The 16,449-nt window shown below is 74.8% G+C and carries 19 protein-coding genes; 6 read left to right on the forward strand and 13 right to left on the reverse strand.

From position 1 onward, the window contains the following. Positions 1-60 precede the first annotated feature (60 nt). From ACPXCB_RS02885 to ACPXCB_RS02915, 7 genes are all read right to left on the reverse strand, one after another. A complete protein-coding gene (locus tag ACPXCB_RS02885) occupies positions 61-558 on the reverse strand; it encodes a hypothetical protein (RefSeq protein ID WP_132232640.1) in 498 nt (165 codons plus the stop codon). Between the two features lie 186 nt (positions 559-744). Continuing rightward, a complete protein-coding gene (coaD, locus tag ACPXCB_RS02890; RefSeq protein ID WP_132232638.1) occupies positions 745-1,233 on the reverse strand; it encodes a pantetheine-phosphate adenylyltransferase in 489 nt (162 codons plus the stop codon). Next, a complete protein-coding gene (gene rsmD, locus ACPXCB_RS02895; protein WP_311410967.1) occupies positions 1,230-1,793 on the reverse strand; it encodes a 16S rRNA (guanine(966)-N(2))-methyltransferase RsmD in 564 nt (187 codons plus the stop codon). The genes coaD and rsmD overlap by 4 nt, the downstream gene beginning before the upstream one ends. A gap of 148 nt (positions 1,794-1,941) precedes the next feature. After that, positions 1,942-2,175, reverse strand: a complete 234-nt coding sequence (locus ACPXCB_RS02900; protein ID WP_425871895.1) for a serine hydrolase — start codon at positions 2,173-2,175, stop codon at positions 1,942-1,944. A 5-nt stretch (positions 2,176-2,180) separates the two neighbouring features. Next, positions 2,181-2,879 (reverse strand): serine hydrolase domain-containing protein, encoded by a 699-nt coding sequence (locus ACPXCB_RS02905; RefSeq protein WP_425871897.1) that lies wholly within the window; start codon positions 2,877-2,879, stop codon positions 2,181-2,183. Between the two features lie 15 nt (positions 2,880-2,894). Then, positions 2,895-5,096, reverse strand: a complete 2,202-nt coding sequence (gene recG, locus ACPXCB_RS02910; protein ID WP_425871898.1) for an ATP-dependent DNA helicase RecG — start codon at positions 5,094-5,096, stop codon at positions 2,895-2,897. Beyond that, the gene (locus tag ACPXCB_RS02915) at positions 5,093-6,709 is read right to left on the reverse strand and encodes a DAK2 domain-containing protein (RefSeq protein ID WP_425871900.1); all 1,617 of its coding nucleotides are present in this window, start codon (positions 6,707-6,709) and stop codon (positions 5,093-5,095) included. Before ACPXCB_RS02915 ends, recG begins: the two co-directional genes overlap by 4 nt. 293 nt (positions 6,710-7,002) lie before the next feature. On the opposite strand from ACPXCB_RS02915, the gene rpmB reads away from it, so the two are divergent. Then, positions 7,003-7,194, forward strand: a complete 192-nt coding sequence (gene rpmB, locus ACPXCB_RS02920; RefSeq protein ID WP_011905179.1) for a 50S ribosomal protein L28 — start codon at positions 7,003-7,005, stop codon at positions 7,192-7,194. A gap of 226 nt (positions 7,195-7,420) precedes the next feature. On the opposite strand, the gene ACPXCB_RS02925 is transcribed toward rpmB, so the two are convergent. After that, positions 7,421-7,888 (reverse strand): GNAT family N-acetyltransferase, encoded by a 468-nt coding sequence (locus tag ACPXCB_RS02925; RefSeq protein ID WP_425871902.1) that lies wholly within the window; start codon positions 7,886-7,888, stop codon positions 7,421-7,423. A 29-nt stretch (positions 7,889-7,917) separates the two neighbouring features. Next, a complete protein-coding gene (locus ACPXCB_RS02930; RefSeq protein WP_425871904.1) occupies positions 7,918-8,856 on the reverse strand; it encodes a thiamine-phosphate kinase in 939 nt (312 codons plus the stop codon). A 125-nt stretch (positions 8,857-8,981) separates the two neighbouring features. On the opposite strand from ACPXCB_RS02930, the gene ACPXCB_RS02935 reads away from it, so the two are divergent. Then, positions 8,982-9,215 (forward strand): Lrp/AsnC ligand binding domain-containing protein, encoded by a 234-nt coding sequence (locus ACPXCB_RS02935; RefSeq protein ID WP_089001579.1) that lies wholly within the window; start codon positions 8,982-8,984, stop codon positions 9,213-9,215. Then, complete coding sequence (locus ACPXCB_RS02940; protein WP_425871906.1) at positions 9,216-9,860, forward strand: DUF3515 family protein; 645 nt, start codon at positions 9,216-9,218, stop codon at positions 9,858-9,860. It abuts the gene before it with no gap. 112 nt (positions 9,861-9,972) lie between these two features. Here the strand turns inward: ACPXCB_RS02940 and ACPXCB_RS02945 are convergent, their stop codons facing one another. Next, positions 9,973-11,079 (reverse strand): D-alanine--D-alanine ligase family protein, encoded by a 1,107-nt coding sequence (locus ACPXCB_RS02945; protein WP_425871908.1) that lies wholly within the window; start codon positions 11,077-11,079, stop codon positions 9,973-9,975. 195 nt (positions 11,080-11,274) lie between these two features. On the opposite strand from ACPXCB_RS02945, the gene ACPXCB_RS02950 reads away from it, so the two are divergent. Then, positions 11,275-12,558: an ATP-binding protein gene (locus tag ACPXCB_RS02950; RefSeq protein ID WP_425871910.1), complete on the forward strand. Its 1,284-nt coding sequence runs from the start codon at positions 11,275-11,277 to the stop codon at positions 12,556-12,558. A gap of 115 nt (positions 12,559-12,673) precedes the next feature. On the opposite strand, the gene ACPXCB_RS02955 is transcribed toward ACPXCB_RS02950, so the two are convergent. After that, positions 12,674-12,892, reverse strand: coding sequence for a hypothetical protein (locus tag ACPXCB_RS02955; protein WP_121396133.1), 219 nt, complete (start codon positions 12,890-12,892; stop codon positions 12,674-12,676). A 279-nt stretch (positions 12,893-13,171) separates the two neighbouring features. Here ACPXCB_RS02955 and ACPXCB_RS02960 point away from each other — a divergent pair, with 279 nt between their 5' ends. Further along, entirely contained in the window at positions 13,172-14,017 is an 846-nt protein-coding gene (locus ACPXCB_RS02960; RefSeq protein WP_425871912.1) for a helix-turn-helix domain-containing protein, read from the forward strand. Positions 14,018-14,021: 4 nt separating this feature from the next. Continuing rightward, positions 14,022-14,222, forward strand: a complete 201-nt coding sequence (locus ACPXCB_RS02965) for a DUF397 domain-containing protein (protein ID WP_121396135.1) — start codon at positions 14,022-14,024, stop codon at positions 14,220-14,222. A 184-nt stretch (positions 14,223-14,406) separates the two neighbouring features. Here the strand turns inward: ACPXCB_RS02965 and ACPXCB_RS02970 are convergent, their stop codons facing one another. Next, the gene (locus ACPXCB_RS02970) at positions 14,407-15,459 is read right to left on the reverse strand and encodes an ROK family protein (RefSeq protein WP_425871913.1); all 1,053 of its coding nucleotides are present in this window, start codon (positions 15,457-15,459) and stop codon (positions 14,407-14,409) included. 181 nt (positions 15,460-15,640) lie between these two features. Next, positions 15,641-16,432 carry a putative protein N(5)-glutamine methyltransferase gene (locus ACPXCB_RS02975; protein WP_425871914.1) on the reverse strand — a complete coding sequence of 264 codons (792 nt, stop codon included), beginning with the start codon at positions 16,430-16,432 and terminating at the stop codon, positions 15,641-15,643. Positions 16,433-16,449: the final 17 nt, after the last annotated feature.

Raw genomic sequence — 16,449 nt, forward strand, 5'->3', positions numbered from 1 at the left:
CCGCCGGACCGTCGAACCGGGGGCGGCGCCCGCCCCATCTGTCGGCTGGTGAGGTGCCGCTCAGAAGGGTAGCGGGCGGTCCGCCTCCTCCCCACCGAAGGTGCCGATCTCGCGCAGCGCGTGCATCTTGTCCCGCCCGCGCTCTATCGAGGCCAGCGCCCGGGTGAGGAACTGCTCGAAGTTGGCCAGCGCGGTGTCGACGTAGTCGTCGACCTCCTCGCGCAGGCGCTGCGCCTCGGCGCGGGCCTCCGCGATGATCCGCGCGCCCTCGTGCTCGGCGGAGACCGTGATCTCGTTCACCGAGACCAGCCGGGCGTGTTCCGCCTCACCCTCGCTGATGATCCGGTCGGCCTCGCGCTTGCCGGCCTCCATGATCTTGTCCCGCTCGTCCAGCAGCGCGGCGGCCCGACGCAGGTCGGCGGGGAGTTCGGCGCGCAGCTCATCGAGGATCGCGATGAACTCACCCCGGTCGACCATGCAGTTGTTGCGCGACATCGGGACGGAGCGCGCCTGCTCCACCATGGCGATCAGTTCGTCGATGCGATCGAGCGGGTCCACCGGTACCTCACTCCTGTCGTTCGTCGGGCCGACCTACATGATGCGGGCTACGGCCGGTTTCCCGCTGCACACATCATGTCGCGCCCCGACCACAGCGCACCGCTCACCCCGGCCCGGCGCGTCGCGGTACGCCACGGCGCCGTCCCCACCGGGCACGGCGCTGGCGGGGACCGCGGCCCGGGGCGGTCAGTCGCGCGACGGCGGGACGAGCCGGGCGCTCAACTCCTCGCGGACCCGGTCGGGCACGTGGGCGGAGATGTCGCCGCCCCACTTCGCCACGTCCTTGACCAGGCTGGAGGAGAGGAACGAGTAGAGCGGATTGGTCGGCATGAACAGGGTCTCGACGCCGGCCAGGCCGATGTTCATCTGCGCCATCTGCAACTCGTAGTCGAAGTCGCTGACCGCCCGCAGGCCCTTGATCAACACGCTCGCCTGCTGCGCCCGACAGAAGTCGACAAGCAGGCCGCGGAACGACTCGACCCGGACGTTGTCGTAGGAGGCGGTCACCTCGCGGAGCATGTCGATCCGCTCCTCGACGGTGAACAGGCCACTCTTCGACTGGTTGACCAGCACACCCACGATCACCTCGTCGAACAGCCGGCTCGCCCGGCCGACGATGTCGAGGTGCCCGTTGGTGACCGGATCGAACGAGCCGGGACACACCGCACGTCTCATGATCGGCGACCGTACCAAAGGGTCGTCTCGCCGTAGCGCCGGCTGCGCTCGCCGGTGATGCCCTGCACCCACCCGACGGGGCCCGTGCGGCTGGACCGCTCCACCACCACCAGGGCGTCCGGGGCCAGCCAGCCGCCGTCGACCAGCGCGACGAGCATCGCCGTGATCTCCGCGTCCGGCACCGCGTAGGGCGGGTCGGCGAAGACCACGTCGTACGGGTCGCCGTCCGGGCCGGCCGCCAGCACCGTGGCGACCTTGCCGGTGACCAGCCGGGCGGCCGGGGCGGCGCGCAACGTGGCCACGTTCTCCCGGACCACCCGGGCTGCCCGGGGGTCGGACTCCACCAGCAGCACGTGCGCGGCCCCCCGGGAGAGGGCCTCCAGACCGACCGCCCCGGAGCCGGCGTAGAGGTCGGCGAAGCGGACGCCGGCCAGGTCGACCTCGGCCTGCACGGCGCTGAACAGCGCCTCGCGGACCCGGTCCGACGTGGGCCGGGTGCCCGCGCCGGGCGGCGCGGCGATCCGCCGCCCACCAAGGGTTCCGGCCACGATCCGGGTCACCGTCGCTCCCTGCCCATGCCCCGACGCTACGCGACGGCCCGGCCGGTGGACGAGGCACCCGAGGCGACAAGCGGACCCTCCACGACCTGTCGGCCCCACCGGCCCGCACCGAGTGCGCGTCCGCCACCCGGTCGGCGTCCGCACCCGGTCAACGCACCTCGGCGGGACCGAGCACCGACGTGATCGTGACCGGGTCGACCTCGGCCTGGTTGGTCAGCAGCACGAGCCGCTGGTCCGAATCGGGCAGCCAGGCTGCGAACGCCTTGTATCCGCCGTTGTCCCCCGAGTGGTGCAGCGCCCGTCTGCCGGCCAGCGGGCCGACGAAGAACCCGTAGCCGTACGCTTCCCCGGGCCGGCCGGTGGGCGCGTGTGGAGCGGTCATCGCCGTCACCGAGGCCGGGGCGAGCAGCCGGCCCCGGCGCGGCCGAGCCAGGTGAGCAGGTCCGTCCCGGTGCACCAGACGTCACCCGCGCCCATGCTCACGGTCGCCAGGTCCCAGGACGGCACCGGACGGCCGCCCTCGTGTCCGACCGCCACGTCCGGCCGTCCGTCGCCCGCACCGGCGAAGCTGCCCGTCATGCCCAGCGGCGCGAAGACCTCCTCGGCGAGGAACTCGGCGTACGGCCGGTCGGCCGCGCGCTCGACGGTCCGGGCCAACAGCACGTAGCCGGGGCTGCTGTAGTGCCACCCGGCTCCGGGCCGGAACAGCGGCGGCACCGCGGCGAACAAGCCGAGCAGGTCGTCCGGCTCGGCCGGGTCGGCGAGATCGACCGCCGGGTACTGCTCCCAGTGGCCCAGGCCCGAGGTGTGGGTGAGCAGGTGGTGCAGCGTGATGCCGGACCATTCCGGCGGCGGGCCGGGCAGCCAGCGCACGACCGGATCGGACAGGCTCAACGCACCCCGCTCAGCGAGCAACAGCACCGCCGCGGCGGCCATCTGCTTGCTGATCGAGGCGATCTGGAACCGGGTCCCGGGAGCGCAGTGGACACCGGTGCTCCGATCGGCCACCCCGGCGACCTGCTCCGTCAGGATCTCGTCGCCCCGGGCCAGCAGGAGCACGCCACTGTCTAATGAGGATATCGACATCCTTCGAAGCCTAGGTCAGCCCTTCTCCAGGTATTCGGCGCGTTCCTCGTCGACCAGGGCCGCCACCGACGCGGCCAGCGCCGGATGCCGGGCCAGCTCCGGGTCCCCCTCGACCAGGGCGATCGCCTCGGCCCGGGCGTCGCGGATCAGGTCGGCGTCGCGCAGCAGCGAGAGCAGCCGCAGGTGCGAGCGGCGCCCCGACTGGGTGGCGCCCAGCACGTCGCCCTCCCGGCGCTGCTCCAGATCCAGCTCGGCGAGCTTGAACCCGTCGGTGGTGGATGCCACCGCGTCGAGCCGCTCCCGCGCGGGCGTGCCCTCCAGCGCCTCGGTGACCAGCAGGCAGAGCCCCGGGGCAGAGCCCCGGCCGACCCGGCCGCGCAGCTGGTGCAGCTGGGAGACGCCGAACCGGTCGGCGTCGAGCACGATCATCACTGTCGCGTTCGGCACGTTGACGCCCACCTCGACCACGGTCGTGGCGACCAGCACGTCGAGGTCGCCGGCCGCGAAGGAGCGCATCACCGCGTCCTTCTCGTCGGCCGGCAGCCGGCCGTGCAGCACGCCGATGCGCAGGCCGTGCAGCGGCCCCTCGGCGAGCAGCGGCGCCACCTCGGTGACCGCCATCGGCGGCCGCCGCCCGTTGTCGTCCTCCGGCGGCGGCTCCTCCTCGCTCGCCGGCCCCTCCCCGATGCGCGGGCAGACGACGTACGCCTGGTGCCCGGCGGCCACCTCCTCGCGCACCCGGCGCCAGGCCCGGTCCAGGAAGGCCGGCTTCTCGGCGACCGGCACCACGTGCGAGGCGATCGGCGAGCGGCCCTGCGGCAGCTGGGAGAGCGTGGAGGTCTCCAGGTCGCCGTAGACGGTCATCGCCACCGTGCGCGGGATCGGGGTGGCCGTCATCACCAGCACGTGCGGGGGCTGCTCGGCCTTGGCGCGCAGCGCGTCGCGCTGCTCCACGCCGAAGCGGTGCTGCTCGTCGACCACCACCAGGCCGAGGTCGGCGAAGTCGACGCCCTCGTAGAGCAGGGCGTGGGTGCCGAGCACGATGCCGGCCGCGCCGCTGGCGACCTCGGCCAGGGCCCGCCGGCGGGCCGCCGCGCCCAGCGAGCCGGTGACCAGCTCGACCCGGGTGGCGTCGTCGGCCGCGCCCAGCTCGCCGGCCCGTCCGAGCGGCCCGAGCAGGTCGAGGATGCCCCGGTGGTGCTGCGCGGCGAGCACCTCGGTCGGGGCCAGCAGCGCGGCCTGCCCGCCCGCGTCGACCACCTGGAGCATCGCGCGCAGCGCGACCACCGTCTTGCCGGAGCCGACCTCGCCCTGGAGCAGCCGGTGCATCGGGTGGGCCGTGGCCAGGTCCGCCGCGATCTCCACACCCACGTCGCGCTGGCCGGGCGTCAGCTCGTAGGGCAGCCGGGCGTCGAAGGCGTCGAGCAGGCCGCCTGGCTTCGCCGGGCGGGGCCGGGCCGGCGAGGCGGCGGCCCGGTGCTTGCGCTGCACCAGGGTGAGCTGCACGGCGAACGCCTCGTCCCACTTGAGCCGGTGCCGGGCCCGGTAGAGCGCCTCCTTGCTGGTCGGCCGGTGGATCTCGCGCAGCGCCGTGTCGATGCCACCCAGGTTGCGGCTCGCCCGCAGGGTCGCGGGCAGCGGGTCGTCCGGCGCCGTGAACGTGTCCAGCACCACCCGGACGCAGCGGGCGATCACCCAGGTGGGCACCGCCGCGGCGGCCGGGTAGACCGGGATCAGCGCGCCGGCGAACTCCTCGATCTCCTCGTTGGCCGCCGCTTCGCCGTCGCCGCCCTCGCCGAGCAGGACGTACTCCGGGCCGTTGAGCTGCCGCTTGCCCCGGAACTTGGTGACCTTGCCGGCGAAGAGCCCCCACCGGCCGGGGCGCAGCTCGCGCTCGCGCCAGGCCTGGTTGCCGAAGAAGGTCAGGGTGAGGGTGCCGCCCGAGCCGTCGCCGACCGTCACCTCCAGCAGGTTGCCCCGGCGCTGGCGCATCGGGCGTACGGCGGTGCGCTGCACCTGGGCCAGCACGGTGGCCTGCTCGCCGACGTCGAGCGAGCGGATGTCGGTGTGCTCGCCGCGCTCGTCGTAGCGGCGGGGGAAGTGGTAGACCAGGTCACCGGCGGTGTGCAGGTCGACGTGCCCGGCGAGGGCCTTCGCGGTCTTCTCGCCGACCAGCTTCTTGAGCGGCGTGTCCATCGTGGCCGGCTCGGATGTCATTCGACCCCCACCAGGAGCGGATAGTGCGGCTGCCCGCCCGGGTACGCCTGCACCTCGACGAACGGCCAGCGCCGCCCGACGTGCTCGCGGACCGCGTCGGCCAGCCCGTCGGGAGCGTCCGCCCCCGGGAGCAGGGTCACCAGCTCACCGCCGCCGCCGAGCATCCGGTCGACCACGGCGGCGCAGGTGTCGATCAGGTCGGACCCGATCAGGTGCACCTCCCCCTCGACCAGCGCCAGCACGTCGCCGGGACGGCAGGGGCCGGCGACGGTCAGCGCCTCGCGGCGGGCGTAGCAGACCTCGGCGTAGCGGCACGCGCCAGCCGCCTCGGCCATCGCGATCACGTCGTCGGCGAAGCGCCGCCCCGGGTCGCGTACGGCGAGGGCGGCCAGCGCCTGCACCGGCGAGCGGGTCGGCACCACGCTGACCTTGACGCCGAGCCCGTGCGCCTCCCGGGCGGCGGCGTTCGCCACCGCCTGCGTGTCGGGGTCGTTGGGCAGCACCACCACGCGGGCCGCCCCGGTGGCGCGGATCGCGTCCAGCAGCTCGCCGATCGACGGGTTGCCGGGCACCACCGTCGCGCCCTCGCCGGCGAACAGCTCGGCGATGCCCGCGCCGGCGGCCACCACCACGGCGGCCCGCCCGTCCGCCGCCGCGGGGGGCGACACCGGTGCCCTCTGGTCGGCGAAGTGGGTCACCGAGATGCGGTGCGGCCGGCCGGCCACCACGCCCGCCTCGATGGCCGCGCCCACGTCGTTGACGTGCACGTGCACGTTCCAGGTGCCCGTGCCGGCGTTTCCGTCGCCGACGACCACCAGCGAGTCGCCCAGGCCCGCCAGCTCGTCCCGCAGCCGGGCCACCGCCTCCGGCCCGGCGTCGAGCAGGAACTGCACCTCGTACGCGTACTCCTCGGAACCGGTCTCGCGCACAGCGGTGGCCGGCGGACGGACCGGGCGCCGCGCGGGCGCGGGACGCTCGGGGTTCTCGCCGGTCACGACCTCGACCAGGGCGTCGAGCAGCAGGCACAGGCCCCGGCCGCCCGCGTCCACCACGCCGGCCCGGGCCAGCGCCGGAAGCTGCTCGGGGGTGCGCGCCAACGCGTGCGCCGCCCCGCCCGCCGCCGCCCGGACGACCGCCCGCAGGTCGTCGGTGTCGGCCCGCTCGGCGGCGTGCGCCGCCGCGGCGACGACGCTGAGCAGCGTGCCCTCGACCGGGCGGGCGACCGCGGCGTAGGCGGCGGCGGTGCCGTCGCGCAGGGCGGCGGCCAGCTCGCGCCCCCGCACGGCGGGCGCGGCGGCGACGGCGTCGGCGAAGCCGCGCAGGATCTGCGACAGGATCACCCCCGAGTTGCCCCGCGCGCCCAGCAGCGCGCCCCGGGCCATCAGCCGCAACGCGTGCCCGTGCGCGGTGGGCCCGTCCTCCGGCAGGGTGCCGAGGTCCATCGCGAGCGCCTGCTGGGCCGAGGTGAGGGTGAGCACCATGTTGGTGCCGGTGTCGCCGTCGGGCACCGGGTAGACGTTCAGGTCGTCGATCTCGCCCTGGTGGCGCTTGAGCGCGACCAGCCCGCCCGCGCACCAACGGCGGACCGCGGCGGCGTCGAGGGTGTCCAGCACGGCGAGAAGCCTACTGGCGCGCACCGACACGCGCCGGGGTCCACGCGACTCCCACGGCGTGTCCGGCAGCCGCGGCGCACCCACTATCCTCGTGGCGTGTCCCCGGGTGCGGCGATGCCGCGGGGGCGGGCGCGGACCGGGCGACCGGGACCGCGTCGCGCGGTCACGCCCCCCACCCTGGGCTGGCGTCCGGGGCCGGTTGGTCGGGCCCCGGGTCATCGGGTAACCTGGCCAGGTTGCCCGGGCTGCGCCTGGCGGCGACCTCATGAACGTTTCAATCCCAGGAGTATCCCGTGGCTAGCGTGTGCGACGTCTGTGGCAAGGGACCGGGCTTCGGCCACAACGTGTCCCACTCGCACCGGCGGACCAACCGCCGCTGGAACCCGAACATCCAGTCGGTGCGTACCCCGGCCGGTGGCGGCAACACCAAGAAGTTGAAGGTCTGCACCTCCTGCATCAAGGCTGGCAAGGTCACCCGCGCCTGACGCGGTAGCCCCCAGCTTCACACTCGTCATTGCCGGCGGGCCGTTGCGGTCCGCCGGTTCTGTCGTGTCCGGCGACGCTCCACCTCCGATGCCCGTCCGCGCACGGTGCGGGCGTGCCGGCGCCGGGGCCCGGACGGCCCCCGGCGCGAGCGGGTCAGGGCGGCCCCGGCGCGAGCGGGTCAGGGCGGCCCCGGCGCGAGACGGGTCAGGGCGCGCGCAGAACGGGTCAGAGCGTGCGGGCGAAGGAGATGCAGCCCGGGGCGTCCCGGTAGAAGCCGAAGTTCGGGATGCGCTCGTAGCCGGCCGCCGTGTACATGGCGATGGCCTCCGGCTGCTTGTCGCCGCACTCCAGGACGATCCGCTTGCGCCCGTGCTCCCGCGCGGAGCGCTCCACCGCCGCCAGCACCGCCCGGGCCACGCCCCGGCCCCGGGCCGCCGGCGCGGTGTACATCCGCTTCAGCTCGGCGGTGTCGCCCTCGTCACCGTGGCTGCGCCAGCCGCCGCAGCCGACCGGCTCGCCGCCGAGGTGGGCGACGAGGAAGGCGCCGGCGGGCGGCGCGAACTCCCCCGGATCGACCGGGGTCTCGTCGCCGCTGCCGCCGTACCGGGCACCGAGGTCGGCCAGCGCGGCGCGGATCAGCCGCTGCGCCACCGGCGAGTCGAAGCGCTCGGCCCGAATCTCGATCTCACTCACGAAGTAAAGGGTACGACGCCGATCGGCCCTTACCGAAAGTGGTCCCAGCCAGCGGGTCCGTCGTACGGCTGCCCGTCGACCGTGACACCCGAGCCCTCCGTCACCCGCCCGATCGGCCGCCAGTCGCCCGGCAGCGCCACCGCCGACGGGAAGGTCGCGGCCAGCGCGTGGTCCTCGCCCCCGGCGAGGAGCCAGGTGTACGGGTCGACGCCGAGCGCCTGGGCGGCGTCGCGCATCTGCCGGGGCACCTCGAAGGCGTCCCGGCGCACGTCCACGGCGACCCCGCTCGCCTTCGCCACGTGCCCGACGTCGGCGAGCAGCCCGTCCGACACGTCGATCATGGAGGTGGCGCCGAGCCGGGCGGCGTGCGGTCCCGCCGCGTACGGCACCTCGGGCCGTCGGCAGGCCTCCACCAGCAGCCGGGGCGTACGGAAGCCCCGGGAGAGCACGGTCAGCCCGGCCGCCGCGTACCCGATGCGGCCGGCCAGGGCCAGCACGTCACCGGGCCGCGCGCCGGAGCGCGTCACCGGCGGCCGGCCGCCCAGGTCGCCGAGGGCCGTGACCGCGATGGTCAGCGTCGGGCTGCCCGACATGTCCCCGCCCACCACACTCGCGCCGACCTTCGCCGCCTCGGCGGCCAGCCCGTCGGCGAGCTCCTCGGCCCACCCGGGATCCAGCTCGGGCGGCATGCAGAGCGCCACCAGCAGCGCGGTCGGCTGCGCCCCCATCGCGGCGATGTCGGCCAGGTTCGCCGCCGCCGCCCGGTGGCCGACGTCACGCGCGCTGGACCAGTCCCGCCGGAAGTGCCGCCCCTCCACCAGCACGTCGGTCGAGGCCGCGACCCGACCGTCCGGGGCGGCCACCACCGCCGCGTCGTCCCCCGGGCCCAGCAGTACCGTCGATCCGTACGACAACCGGGCGGTCACCCGGTCGATCAGGCCGAACTCGCCGATCCCCGCGACGCTCATGCCGCTCCTCCGCCGTGCTGCTCGCTCACCGCTTCTCCTTGACCACCGATAGGGATCAGACCTGGTCCGTAAGGTACTTTCTCCCTTCGGGCCGCTCCAGGGCGGCGACGGACGGAGGTCGAGTCGTGGTACAGGCGTACATCCTCATCCAGACCGAGGTCGGCCGGGCGCGTGACGTGGCCGGTCTCATCTCGGACCTTGCCGGCGTGGTACGCGTCGACGCCGTCACCGGGCCGTACGACGTGGTCGTGCTCACCGAGGCGAACACCGTCGACGAGCTCGGCAAACTCATCGTCAGCAAGGTGCAGATGGTGCCCGGCATCACCCGCACCCTCACGTGTTCGGTGGTGCGCCTGTAAGTGGACAAGATCACTGACTCTCCCGTGACCGATTCCGCCCAGCCGGACGAGGTGGCCCCCGACCGGCCGACCCGCGACCGCACGACGCGCGGCGCGGCGCTGATCGCCACGCTGATCGCGCTGCCGGTCACCGTGCTGGTGGGCGCGTTCGCGTTCGCCCAACTCTCCCCCGACGAGCGGGCCGAGCCGGCCGCCACGCCGAGCGCGACCGCCACGAGCGCCGGACCGCGCTCCACCGCCCCGGTCGAGATGGCCGCGCCGACGCTGGCCCAACGGCCCGCCACGGTCTGCCGCGCCCTGCTCTCCCAGTTGCCGCCCACGGTCAACGACCTCGCCCAGCGCCCGGTCACGGCCGGCCCGGAGCAGAACGCCGCGTACGGCGACCCGGCGGTCACCGTCGCCTGCGGCGGGGCCAAGCCGGCCGTCGACGACACCGACCACGTCTGGACGGTCAACCGGGTCTGCTGGTACGCCAGCGAGGAACGCGACGCCACCGTGCTCACCACCATGGACCGGGAGACCGCCGTCACGGTCCGCGTGCCGCACTTCTACGGGCAGGGGTTGCAGTGGGTCGCCCCCGTCTCGGACACGATCGTGGCCTCGGTGCCCTCCGTCGCCGACACCCCCAGCGGCTGCCGGACCTGACACCGCTCCGCCCCCGCACGGCCCGCCCCGGCCCGCCTCGCGTGGGCGGGCAACGGTCAGGAAGGGCACCTTCCTGCGCGTCAGGCGTCAGGAGGGTGCCCTTCCTGACACCTCAGTGCAGGCCGACGCCGCGGTGCAGGGCGGTGCGGACGAGGCGGTTGACCAGCTTCGGGTACTCCAGCCCGGACGCCGCCCACATCCGCGGGAACATCGACGTCGGGGTGAAGCCCGGCATGGTGTTGATCTCGTTGAGGTAGACGTCCAGCTCCGGGGTGACGAAGAAGTCGACCCGGGCCAGGCCCGCGCAGTCGAGCGCGGTGAAGGCGCGGGTGGCGTACTCCCGGACCTGGCGGGTCACCCGCTCCGGCAGGCCGGCGGGGATGTCGTACTCGCAGGCGGTCTCGGAGTCGATGTACTTGGCCTCGAAGTCGTAGAAGTCGTAGTCCCCGACCACCCGGACCTCGGCCAGCACGGACGCCTCCGGCGCGCCGCCGGCCTCGCCCTCCAGCACGCCGCACTCGATCTCGCGGCCGACGACCGCACCCTCGACGAGCACCTTCGGGTCGATCTGCCGGGCGGTGGCGACCGCCGCGTCGAGGTCGGCCCAGTCGTCGACCTTGCTGATGCCGAACGACGAGCCGGCCCGCGACGGCTTCACGAAGACCGGCAGGCCGAGCCGCTCCTTGTCCGCCTCGCTCAGCGTCATCCCGTTGCGCAGCACGGCGTACGGGCCGACGGGGATGCCCTCGACGGCGCAGAGCTTCTTGGTGAACTCCTTGTCCATGGCGGCGGCGGAGGCGAAGACGTTCGCCCCGACGTACGGGATGCCGGCCATCTCCAGCATGCCCTGGATGGTGCCGTCCTCGCCGTAGGCGCCGTGCAGCACCGGGAAGACCACGTCGACGTCGGCGAGCGCCCGGGGCCCCTCGGTGGGGTCGAGCACCATGAGCCCGTTGCCGGTCGGGTCGGCGCGCAGCACGATGTCGGTGCCGGACTCGGCGGTGATCTCCGGCAGCCGGCGGGCGGTGATCGCCAACTGGGCCGGGTCGCCGCTGGTCAGCACCCACTGGCCGGCCCGGGTGATGCCGACCGGCACCACCTCGAACTCGTCCGGGTCGAGGGCGCCGAGGACGCTGCCGGCGCTGACGCAGGAGATGCCGTGCTCCGGGCTGCGGCCGCCGAACACGATCGCCACGCGGGTCCTGCCTGGGGTGGTCACTGCGTCACCTCTTCGTACGCGACTGATCCGGTCGTGGCGCTCACCCGGTTGACCTTACTGTGCGTGGCGGGCACCGGCTGCCGATACCCGGGGACAGCCGGACCGTCGCAGCAAGCGGTCAGCAGAGGATATACGTTCCGTAACCGCCCGTACGGGACGGTGACGGCACCGGCCGCCCACTACGCTGCACGTCCTATGAGCGCTGATCCCCTCATCGAGTCCCTGACGGCGGCCCTGGACGCCCGCCCCGACGACCTGCCGCTGCGCCTGCACCTCGCCGCGCTGCTGCTGGACGCCGGCCGGGCCGGGGAGGCGATCGCGCAGGTCGGGCAGGCCCTCGCCCGGGATCCGGGCAACGGCCAGGCGCAGGCGCTGATGCAGCGGGCGCTGGGCGGCTCCGTACCCCCGCCGCCGACGCCGCCCACGGCGGACCCGCGACCGCCGGCGCAGCGCCCGGCACCGGCCGGGCCCGGCGGTTCCGCCGCGACCGCCGACCAGGATCCCCTCGCCGCCTACGAGCAGGAACTGGCCGACGTGGTGCCACCGCGGTTCGCCCGCGCCGGCGACGAGCCGGAGCCGGTCGCCGGCCACTCCGACCGGGTGTACGACGTGGAGGCCTCCGGCATCCGGCTGGCCGACGTGGGCGGCATGTCGGCGGTCAAGGAGCGGCTGGAGCTGGCCTTCCTCGGCCCGTTGCGCAACCCGGAACTGCGCAGGATGTACGGCAAGAGCCTCCGCGGCGGCCTGATGCTCTACGGCCCGCCCGGCTGCGGCAAGACGTTCCTGGCCCGGGCGGTCGCCGGGGAGATGGGCGCGAAGTTCATCTCGCTGTCCATCGTGGACGTGTTGGACATGTGGATGGGCAACTCGGAGCGCAACCTGCACGAGCTGTTCCAGGCGGCCCGCCGCAACGCGCCCTGCGTGCTCTTCCTGGACGAGGTCGACGCGCTGGGGCACAAGCGCTCGCAGGTCGGCTCCAGCTCGATGCGGACGCTGGGCAACCAGCTGCTGGCGGAGCTGGACGGGATGGAGGGCAGCAACGAGGGGGTCTTCGTGCTGGCCGCCACCAACACCCCGTGGGACGTCGACCCGGCGCTGCGTCGTCCCGGGCGGCTCGACCGGGTGGTGCTGGTGCTGCCGCCGGACGCCGAGGCGCGCCGCGCCATCCTGGAGTACCACCTGCGGGAGCGGCCGATCGCGGGGATCGACCTGCGGAAGATCGTGGCGGCCACCGAGGACTACTCGGGCGCCGACCTGGCCCACCTCTGCGAGACGGCCGCCGAGTTCGCGATGGCCGACTCGGTACGTACCGGCGAGGTGCGGATGATCGAGCACCGGGACCTGGAGCGGGCGGTCAAGGAGGTCCGGCCGTCGACGAAGCCGTGGATGGCCACCGCCCGCAACGTGGCGATGTTCGCCAACGAGGGGGGCGTCTACGACGACCTGGTCGCCTACCTGAAGCGGCGCAGGATGCTGTGACGCCGGACGGCCCGGCGGGGCGCCGGGCCGCGCCTCCCGCCGGGCCGGGCCGCCTGCCGGGCGGCCCTCCCACCCGGCGGGGCCGCCTCCCGCGACCGCACCGTCCTCGGCGGCGTCAGCCGCGCGCGTGCCGCCGGCCGATGGCGATCACCTTGACCCGCTGCCGGCCGGCCCGCACCATGCCCAGCGCCATGAACGCGCCCGCGATCCGGTCCGCCGCCTCGCGGCTGCTCGCCCCGACCACCTGACGGCGGCGCTCGGGGCAGTTGCGTTCGTCGCGTCCGGCGCCCTCGGCCGGCCGCACGTCGGTGAGCACCACCAGGAACCGCGTCATCGGTGCCCGCCGGGACGGTCGGCGCGGGCCTGTCGGGCAGTACGCACGTCGGGTCCCTTCCGGCTGGCGGGCCACGGGACGTGGCACGCGGCGATCGGGTACGGGGGAGAAACCCGATCGCCGCGCGCCCCTTCCCCTCCGGTCGCTCACCACCGCCGTCGCCACGACAACCGGCAGCGAGGACGCGATGACAGATTGACATGTGTGCAGCAATGAATGCAACTCTCATCGACGTTCTCTCATCTACACGTTCCCGAGAAGATGTGCGACGATCGATGCATGGCTCCGAAGACCGCCCGTGCCCGGCGACTGGGCATCGCGCTGCGCACCCACCGGGAAGCCGCCGGCCTCACGCTGGAGGCAGCGGCGGACGAGATCAGCAGCACCCGCAGCACCCTGTCCCGCTACGAGAACGCGCAGACGCTGGTCAGCCCCGCCACCGTGCGCGCCCTGCTCACCCTCTACGGGGTCGGCGCGGACGAGGTGGCCGCCGCCGTGCAGCTCGCCAAGGACGCGCGCAAGCCCGGCTGGTGGGTGTCGTACTCGCACCTGCTGGACCGGCGCACCATCGACTTCATCGCGCTGGAGGCCGAGGCCACCGGCATCGCCAACTTCGAGCCCTCGGTGGTGCCGGGGCTGTTGCAGACCGCCGACTACATCCGGGGTGTGATGCGCGGCGGCCCGCACACCCTGCGCGACGACGAGGTGGAGCAGCGGGTCAAGTTCCGGCTCGACCGGCAGCAACGGCTCATCAGTGACCAGCCGCCGATCCTGGACGCCATCATCGACGAGGGCGCGCTGCTGCGGCCCGTCGGCGACCGGTCGGTGATGGAGTCGCAGCTGCACCACCTGGTCAAGATGGGCGAGCTGCCCAACATCACGGTCCAGGTGATCCCGCTCGCCGCCGGGTACCACCGGGGCACCCGGGGCTCGCTGCACATTCTGGAGTTCGCAGACCCGGAGGACCCGATCATCGCCTCGGTCGAGACGGTGGCCGGGCAGATGGTCCTCGACCGGCCGGGCGACCTGCGTACCTGCACCAAGATCATGGAGCACCTGCGGACCGTCGCGCTCAGCCCGGCGGACAGCCGCGACCAGCTCCTCCAACTCCTGAAGGGACGGTAGGACCATGACACCGACGATCAGCGCGGCGCTGGCCGTGGCGCGGTGGCGCAAGAGCAGCCGCAGCGGCGACGAGGGGGCGTGCGTGGAGATGGCAGTGGTCCCGGGCACGGTCGCCGTCCGCGACTCCAAGGACCCGTCCGGCCCCGCGCTGCTCTTCCCGCCGGCCGCCTGGGCCGCCTTCGTCGGGGCGCCGCCCGGACACTGACCCCTCCCTCCGGGGGCGCCGGCGCGCCCGCTGACCCGTCGCGCCGGTGCCCCGCCGGCGGCGGTCCCACCGATGGGAGCCGGTGGGGCCGTCGCCCGGCGGGGTCGGCTCCGACGGGCGACCGGCCGCACCGCCCCGCCGTTGGAGGCGGCGGAGCGCCCTCGCCCGACGGAAGGCGGGCGGGTCAGCCCGCGACGACCGGGCGGGGCGCGGGGCCGGCGCGCAGCGCCTCCAGCGCCGCGATGGCCACGCCCCGGGCGCCGGCCATGTCCCGCTCGGGCACCAGGGCGAAGGTGGCCGACGCGGCCTGCTCCTCCCGCAGCACCGTGTGCTCCCGCACCGTCGCGAGGAACCAGTCCCGGAACTCCGGGGCCGCCTCCACCACCCCGCCCCCGACGAAGTACGCGTGCGGGTCGGTGAAGTTGGCCGCGACGGTGAAGAGCCGACCCAGCGCCATCGCCTGCTGGGTGAACAACTCCCGGGCCAACGCGTCGCCGCGCTCACCGTAGCCCCGGACCAGCTTCGCCGCCCGCTCCGGCGGCTCGGCGGCCAGCGGATGGTCCGGAAAGCGTCCCAGCCAGTACGGCAGCAGGTTCCGCCCGATGGCGGTCAGCGAGGCGACGCTCTCGGCGTCCCCGGCGAAGCCGCAGGCGCACGTGGGCACCGGCTGGTCCGGCGCGAGCAGCCCGGTCAGCGGGATGTGCACGTGCCCCAGTTCGCCGGCCATCCCGGCCGCCCCGGCGACCACCCGGCCCGCCTCGACCACACCGCCGCCCAGCCCCGTGCCGACGATGGCCGACACCGACGAGCGGCGCATCGCCTCCGCGCCGAAGTGCGCGTGGTGGGCGTAGAGCGCGGCGGCGTTGCCGTCGTTGTGGTAGAGCACCGGCAGCCCGAGCCGCCGTTCCAGGGCCGTCCGCACGTCGTAGCCGCGCCAGGCCGGCTGGGAGAAGTTGGTCGACCCGCGGGAGGAGATCACCCCGGTGGCGCTCGCCGGCCCCGGCGTGTCCAGCCCGACCGCGCGCACCGCCGCGCGGGGCACCCCGGTCAGCGCCAGCACCCCGTCGAACGCGCGGGCCAGCGCCTCGATCGCCGCCGCCGGGCCGGCGCGTACCTCGCTCGGGTTCTCCACCAGGCCGTCCACCAGGAACCGGCCGTCCATGGTGAGCACCGTGGCGTTGTTGCTGGTCCCCCCGTTGTCCAGCCCGACGACCACCGGCACGTCCGCACCACCCACGACAACCCGCCTTCCGCCGCCACGCCTGTCGTGAGGCTAGTTCCCCTTCCCCGCCCCCGCCAGGCCGCGCCCAACGGCCGTACCGGGCCGCCGCCCGGCCGAAGCCGGGCTCACCGGCCCGCGCCGGCCCGATCCAGCGCCGGCGCGGCGACGGACAGGTAGGCGCGGCGACCGACGAGGGTCAGCCCGGGCGGCGGGCCGAGACGGCGGTGGCGTCCCGGTCGTCGTCCCGGGTCACCGTGGGGTGCAGGCCCACGGCGGTCAGCGCCGCGCGGAGCGCCTCCACCTGCGCCTCCCCCGCCTCGACCACCAGGTGCCCGCCCGGGGCCAGCCAGCGCGCCGCGCCCTCGGCGACGCGGCGCAGCACCGCCAGTCCGTCCGGCCCGCCGTCGAGGGCCACCGGCGCCTCGTGCAGCCGGGCCTCCGGCGGCATCAGCGCCACCGCCGCCGTCGGCACGTAGGGGGCGTTGGCCAGCACCAGGTCCAGCCGGCCCCGCCAGCGGGCCGGCAGCGGGTCGTACAGGTCGCCCTCGAAGACCGGCACGGCCAGCGGGGCCAGGTTGCGCCGGGCGCAGGCCACGGCGGCGGGGTCCACGTCGGCGGCGGCCAGCCAGCGCGGCGCGAGCCGGCGGGCCAGCGCCACCGTGGTGGCGCCGGAGCCGCAGCACAGGTCCACCACGGCCGCCGCGGGGCCGGTCACCGCGACGGCGACGTCGACCAGCAGGGCGGTACGCGCACGCGGCACGAACACGCCGGGGTCGACGGCGATCCGTTCGCCGCAGAACTCGGCCCAGCCGAGCACGTACTCCAGCGGCAGCCCGGCGACCCGGCGGTCGACCAGGCCGGCCAGCGCCTCGGCCGAGCCGGCGGCGGCGATCAGCAGTTCTGCCTCGTCCTCGGCGTAGACGCAGCCGGCGGCGCGCAGCCGCTGCACGAGGGCGGGCCGGTCGGGGCGGAAGGAGAAGACGGTCACGGGGCACCTCCGGGCCG

The sequence above is a fragment of the Micromonospora sp. DT62 genome (genome assembly GCF_049847285.1).
GTDB lineage: Bacteria > Actinomycetota > Actinomycetes > Mycobacteriales > Micromonosporaceae > Micromonospora > Micromonospora reichwaldensis.